This window comes from Catenibacterium sp. (genome assembly GCF_052354645.1).
GTDB classification, from domain to species: domain Bacteria; phylum Bacillota_I; class Bacilli_A; order Erysipelotrichales; family Coprobacillaceae; genus Catenibacterium; species Catenibacterium mitsuoka_A.
On the sequence record NZ_DAWDDM010000109.1, the window covers coordinates 1 to 6,393 of the forward strand.

General features: G+C 31.9%; 7 protein-coding genes. 5 read left to right on the forward strand and 2 right to left on the reverse strand.

Features of this window, described 5'->3' with window-relative positions:
- Positions 1–722: 722 nt before the first annotated feature.
- Positions 723–1,451 carry an MIP/aquaporin family protein gene (locus ACT8VG_RS06150; protein ID WP_288705342.1) on the reverse strand — a complete coding sequence of 243 codons (729 nt, stop codon included), beginning with the start codon at positions 1,449–1,451 and terminating at the stop codon, positions 723–725.
- Between the two features lie 96 nt (positions 1,452–1,547).
- Between ACT8VG_RS06150 and ACT8VG_RS06155 the strand changes: the two genes are divergently transcribed.
- Positions 1,548–1,940, forward strand: coding sequence for a hypothetical protein (locus ACT8VG_RS06155; RefSeq protein ID WP_117458238.1), 393 nt, complete (start codon positions 1,548–1,550; stop codon positions 1,938–1,940).
- A gap of 85 nt (positions 1,941–2,025) precedes the next feature.
- Here the strand turns inward: ACT8VG_RS06155 and ACT8VG_RS06160 are convergent, their stop codons facing one another.
- The gene (locus ACT8VG_RS06160) at positions 2,026–2,289 is read right to left on the reverse strand and encodes a hypothetical protein (RefSeq protein WP_187011567.1); all 264 of its coding nucleotides are present in this window, start codon (positions 2,287–2,289) and stop codon (positions 2,026–2,028) included.
- A 220-nt stretch (positions 2,290–2,509) separates the two neighbouring features.
- Between ACT8VG_RS06160 and ACT8VG_RS06165 the strand changes: the two genes are divergently transcribed.
- From ACT8VG_RS06165 to ACT8VG_RS06180, 4 genes are all read left to right on the forward strand, one after another.
- Positions 2,510–3,442, forward strand: coding sequence for an AEC family transporter (locus tag ACT8VG_RS06165; protein WP_444195420.1), 933 nt, complete (start codon positions 2,510–2,512; stop codon positions 3,440–3,442).
- Between the two features lie 45 nt (positions 3,443–3,487).
- Positions 3,488–4,045, forward strand: a complete 558-nt coding sequence (locus ACT8VG_RS06170) for a TetR/AcrR family transcriptional regulator (RefSeq protein ID WP_117458241.1) — start codon at positions 3,488–3,490, stop codon at positions 4,043–4,045.
- 99 nt (positions 4,046–4,144) lie between these two features.
- The gene (locus ACT8VG_RS06175) at positions 4,145–5,593 is read left to right on the forward strand and encodes an oleate hydratase (protein WP_418221066.1); all 1,449 of its coding nucleotides are present in this window, start codon (positions 4,145–4,147) and stop codon (positions 5,591–5,593) included.
- A 546-nt stretch (positions 5,594–6,139) separates the two neighbouring features.
- Positions 6,140–6,385 carry a hypothetical protein gene (locus tag ACT8VG_RS06180; protein WP_444195421.1) on the forward strand — a complete coding sequence of 82 codons (246 nt, stop codon included), beginning with the start codon at positions 6,140–6,142 and terminating at the stop codon, positions 6,383–6,385.
- Positions 6,386–6,393 lie beyond the last annotated feature (8 nt).

Consider the following 6,393-nt stretch of genomic DNA (forward strand, 5'->3'; position numbering starts at 1 on the left):
GTATAATATATAGTGTAGAAAGCGTTTACATTTATCTAAGTGAAAACGGCAGAAACCCCCACCTCAATATAAAAATATAGTCGTCTTGGAATATCTGGAGATTTCTTGGTAAAACATATGAGAACATATTACTTTGATTCAAGTGGATTATATGATTCATATAACTACATTTCCAAAAAGACGCCAGCATCCTATATTGATGTTAAATCTAAATCTTAATGTATAGAGGTATAATTTTATGAGTACTAAAACAATAAAATTTCTTTTCTGTTTTGTTATCTATGTGATTTTATTTATTGCAGTTTCTTTTTATCCTGATCAAACAATTGTGGCAATCCCTATCGCAGATACGCTATTTGAGTTTGTTTCAATACCAACATTTTTCCACTCATGTCTTTTAACTCCTTTTGTTGGAAATACAGTGTTACTTATCTACTTCTTTAAGGATGAAATTAAAAACTTCTTCAAATTCTAGGTTATAATAAAAAAGCGAATTACTAGTATATACATAATAATCCTAACTTATAGCAGGGGTTCTGGGAGATAGCGGAAGCTATCTCTTTTCTAATGTTTTTAAGTACGTCTAAAATATGAATAAGTATTCATCATGCAAAAGAGAATAACCTTTTTAGGAGAGTATATACGAAAAAGGGCTGTAACGCTCAAGGTAGTAGTCAATACTGTCTATTCGTTACAGCCCCTAGATTTTTAAATCAGTTTAACTATGCAATCTTTTCACCTTTTAATAACTTATAAACGATATAAGCAACTAAAGCACCAATAAGTGGTGATAATAAGAATACCCATAACTGATTAAGTGCAGTGCCTTTGCCAAGTATCTTCATAATAACTGCTGGACCAAATGATCTTGCAGGGTTAATAGAAGCACCAGTAAATGGGATACCTAAAATAGTGACAAGTGTTAAAGCACCACCGATTAATAATCCAGATAGTTTTTCTAATCTTTCATCATTTACTACATGTAAGTATACTAATACAAATACAAAAGTTAATACAGCTTCTATAAGAATAGCACCCTTTATATCTAATGAAATCATACTTAAAGAGCTATATCCTGTCTGTCCAACACCTAAAGTTGTAATAGATACACTAGGAATACATTTAAGAATACCAAGTAGTAATCCACTTGCAAGAAGTGCACCTAATAGTTGTGCCACAATATAAAGGATCATTTCTATGAGAGAGATAGCTCCATTAAAATACATTGCGACAGACACTGCTGGATTGACATGTGCTCCTGAAATAGAAGAGAACATATAATAAACGAATGTCATTGCAAGACCAAATACAACTGCAATACCGATAATACCTGCTACTGTACTATATGTAGAACCTAATCCTGTAGATCCAAGTAATGCATAAGCTGTAGTACCTAGAAATACAAGTAGGAAAGTACCAAGTAGTTCAGATAGAAATTTCTTGATTTTCATTGAATACCTCCAATATTTTTATGAAATGAGTGTAAGACAAATTCAACAACTTGTCAAATGACCTTAATCCATGTAGAATGTGAAAAGGTGATATAAATGAAAAAATTCAAAGATTTTAGAGTAACAGTATTTATGATTATTATGATTCCTGCATTACTCGCATTATCTATTTATTCCAAAGTTGTATGGCATTCACAGATGCGTTTTGTCTTAGCTCTTATTATGACTATTACTATCGCATTAATCTGTCTTGCTGGCTATAATCTTCACTTATATAGCGATATTATCATGATATATACATGGAAATATGTCGCATTACTTCCAGAAATGATTGAGGTAAAAGATATTAAATCAATCAAGGCAGTAAGTAAACATAAGATCAAGATTGCGCATAAGTATATTTCTTATGCTTATGTGAGTAATAGTGAAGAGTTCATGGAAAACTATCAATTATTACAGGAATCCGCGAAAGAACAAGAGAATATGTAAAATCATGTGAAATACCAAATGGGCATCTATTTGGTGTTTTCTTTTACTAAAAAACCATATAGTCGTATGTGACTATATGGTCTGATTATTTCTCTTTGAGTACAGTATACATATTAACTAAAGATAATATGATAGATATGCCGAAGAATAATGTATCGAGACTACTGGAACTTATACCCAATTCATCTATAAGAATAGCTGTGTTCCACAAAGATATTGCAGCAGATATAGAAATACCTAAAGAAATCAAAACAAGTAGTACGCTATTATTATGATTACGTTTGATAAATAGGAATAAGAGTAACTGTAGAATCAATACAATTAAGAAGTAAATAATACTTGTAGACATGATTTTCTCCTTTCTCTTTATGTTAAGTGATTTATAAATATATTATATTATAATAATATCAACAAGTATATATATTTGAATAAGTGTTGTAGAATGAATAATGCATATATACAATGTATTAAAATTTTCACATCATTGCGACAATCACTTTTTTCATCTTATGCAAAAAGATGCTTTTAGAAGATAATAAGTGTATGATGCCTTCTAGGGGGTTAAAGATATGGATTTAGCTATTTCACTTGCTACACAAATTGGCGCTTTATTTATTATGATAGGAGTAGGATATGTACTGATTAAAACAGATATATGTACAATATCAGAATCTAAACTTTTATCACAGATTGTATTATATGTTTCTGCACCTTGTGCAATCATCAATTCATTCCAGATTGACTTAACAGAAGAGAAACTCAAAGGTTTCTTACTCTCTATTGGTGCAGCTATTCTTGTACATATTATTTATTATATACTTGCTAAGATACTCACAAAGAAATGTCATTTTAATGCGATTGAATCAATGTCTATCATGTATCCTAACTGTGGAAACTTGATTCTTCCTCTTGTTTCTATCGTATTAGGGAACGAAATGGTTTTTTATTGTTCAGGGTATATGATTGTACAGACTATATTATTGTGGACACATTGTAAGTTCATTATTAGTGAAGATACACACTTTGATTTAAAGAAGATCCTCTTGAACATCAATATGATTGCGATTGCAGCAGGTATCATTATGTTCTTCTTACAGATTAAATTGCCTACGATGTTTCAGAGTGCTGTATCTGGTATGGGCAGCTTAATGGGACCATTGAGTATGTTTGTAGTAGGAATGTTACTTGCTGGTATGAATATGAAGGAAGTATTTACTGATGTCCGTGCTTATGTCGTATGTTTCCTTCGTTTAGTTGTATTCCCAGCAATTATTTTATTAGTTTTTATTTTTACAGGTATGACAAAACTATTCCCAAGTGCATCACAAGTATTAATGATTTCATTACTTGCTGCCAGTGGGCCTTCTGCATCTACTGTGACTCAGTTTGCGCAATTATATGATAATCATGCTTTTGAAAGTTCAGTTATTAACGCATTATCTATTCTTTTATGTATTATTACTATGCCAATCATTAATATCGTCTATACGTTTTTGTTGTAAAATGTAGAAACAACGTGCATAATAGTGAATATAAGGAGGGCCAAAATGTCACAAACTACGAAACGCGCTATTGAAGCGTCTTTGAAACATTTATTATTAAAGAAGCCTCTTGATAAGATCACTATTAATGATATTGCAGAAGACTGTGGTATCAGCCGTATGACTTTCTATTATCATTTCCAGGATATTTATGATCTTGTAGAATGGTCATGTATTCAGGATGCTGAAGAAGTAATGATGGGCCATAAAACATCTGATACATGGGAAGAAGGTCTCTATGCACTCTTTGGTGCTATCTTAGACAACAAATCATTTGTCACTAATGTTTATCGTTCTGTTAGTCGTGAACATGTAGAAACATATCTTTATAGAATTGTATATAAGTTATTAAAGGATGTTGTAGATGAACAGGCTGTAGGAATGAATGTTAGAGAAGATGATAAAGCGTTCCTTGCGAATTTCTATAAGTATTCATTTGTAGGTCTTACATTAGAATGGATCAATAATGATATGCGACAAGACCCAGAACTTATTATCCGTAAACTAGATAAAGCAATCAAAGGAAACATCAAAGCAGCCTTAAAACGCTATGAAACTTTTTAAACAAAAACACTATAATGTATAAAGAATAAACATCTTGTATGGGATGTTTATTTTTTTATATTTTATTTTTTCTATACTATGAGGATAGGGGGGATTGCCATGGATTTATTTGTGAAGCCAAGAAAAAGAGAAAACATTGATGCACATAATGCATATATATTAGGAAGTGACTTTACTAGCTTAGTGACTGCCTGTTATTTGTTGAGAGATGGTTCATTAAAGGGTGAACATATTCATATTATTGATTCAGTAGATTCATTTCATCATTATGAGTCTTATCTTTCCTTTGTAGATAATCGTAGTCTCTATTTATGGGATATATTACGTTCTATACCTTCTATAGAAACAGAAGGACTCACTGTTTTAGATGAAATGACTTATTTGAATCATGATGCACCTATGAAGACTGTTCATAATATACAATTAAGTGATCAATTAATATCAGAACTTGTTCATTTCTTCTTTACTCCAGATGAACAATTAGAAGGTAAACAGGTTAAAGATGTATTCAGTCAGGACTTTATGGAATCTGATTTCTACTATTATTGGCATGCTTTATTTCCAGTCAATGATGCTTATTCATTTAAAGTGACATTACATCGTTATATGCATATATTGACCTCTCACAGCATGATTTCTCCTAAGTACTGTATGTATGAATCAGTGATTGTACCTATTATAGAATACTTAGATGCACATCATGTTGTCTTCCATTTCAATACTGAAGTCACTCATGTAGAAATAGAAGACAATACAGCTACTGCCTTTACAATTAAGAGTGAAGAGATAGAAGAAACGATTGGACTTACAAATCAGGATCTTCTATTTATTCATACAAGTCACAGTAAAGATTCTATAGGACATGCAGTTGTTACAACTCAGGATGAGAAGATCATCCATTACTTAAGAAATATTCTTCAAAAAGACCCACTTTCTGGTGAAGATATTACAGGTGGTGTGATTCCTATTAATGAATCAGCCTGGGAACTCAACTGGACAATACCAAGACAGCCTTACTATAAGAACCAGAAAGAGAATGAATGTGTCATTTTACTTCATGGATTACATCCAGAGAAAACAGGTGATTATGTAGAAAAGTCTATGTTAGAAAGTAAAGGCTATGAGATATGTGCAGAATGGCTTTATCATTTAGGTATTCCACAAGATAAAATCAATGAACTCTCATTGATGTCTGCTTCTACCGTTCCTTACACTCATACTAGTACTCATTGTGAAGCACACATCAATGGAAGAAACTATGCTTATATAGGTGAAGGAGTTTCATTACCTTATGAATATCCAGGTAGCTTGGATTATCTTGTGCATACCGCAATGAATGCAGTGTATAGTTTATTACATATCACTAGAAGTATTCCAGCTTATCGTTATTCTATTGAAGACTATTTAAGTGTCTTCTCATCTTTATATGGTGATGAGACATTCATGGAAACTCAGTCATTCACAAAACGTCTTGTCTTAAAAGAGTTGTTAAAAAGAATAGAGGGCTCTGATCTAGAAGCCCTATTAAAGGAATATAAGTTCTTCTAGATAATATGAAAGTACTTTCTTATAAGAATCTCATTATGAGGTTCTTTTTTTGTGCGACAGGCAGTCGCTTATATGTTATGTCAACAGGGGCATGACATTTTCTACTTGTGAACTACCTCGACTTAATACTCCGTATTCTTATTGCGTGTCCACTTCGCCTCTACTGTATAGACAATATTTGCATCCACAACGCTACTTTTACGCATGATATTTAATGCACCATTTACATCTGCATTCAGAACTTGTCCATGAGCTGTTCTGTACTGTCCACGATTTATTCTCTTTTCACTGAAATGGTATTTTTCAGTAGCATCACTCTTATAGACTGGTATGACATCCTTATGCCAAAAGTTTGCCTATGTTCTAATATCATGATCGATAAAGTAATCAATCACCCTGCGTGCAGTCTTATTCATGTAGTCATTTCTGCCGTTTTCTTTTAGATAAAAGAGTGGAAAACCAAATTATTAGTAAAATTCTTCAAAAAATATTACTTTGAATTATTCTTAATAAATACGTATAATAATGATGTAAGGAGTGATTATTATGCCCGTTATTAAACCTATTTCAGATTTAAGAAATTATAATCAAGTGCTAGAAAAAGTATCTGTTGGTTCACCTGTTTATTTGACAAAAAATGGTCATGGCTGCTATACGATTATGGATATCAATGAACAGGAGGAAATGTATGAAAAAGCAATGAAGTACGATAAACTTGTTGCTGAGATGAAACTTATGAGCATGTTAAATCAAAGTGTTGTTTCTGCTAATGAAGAAGCATGGATTGAGTAAGCTGAAAT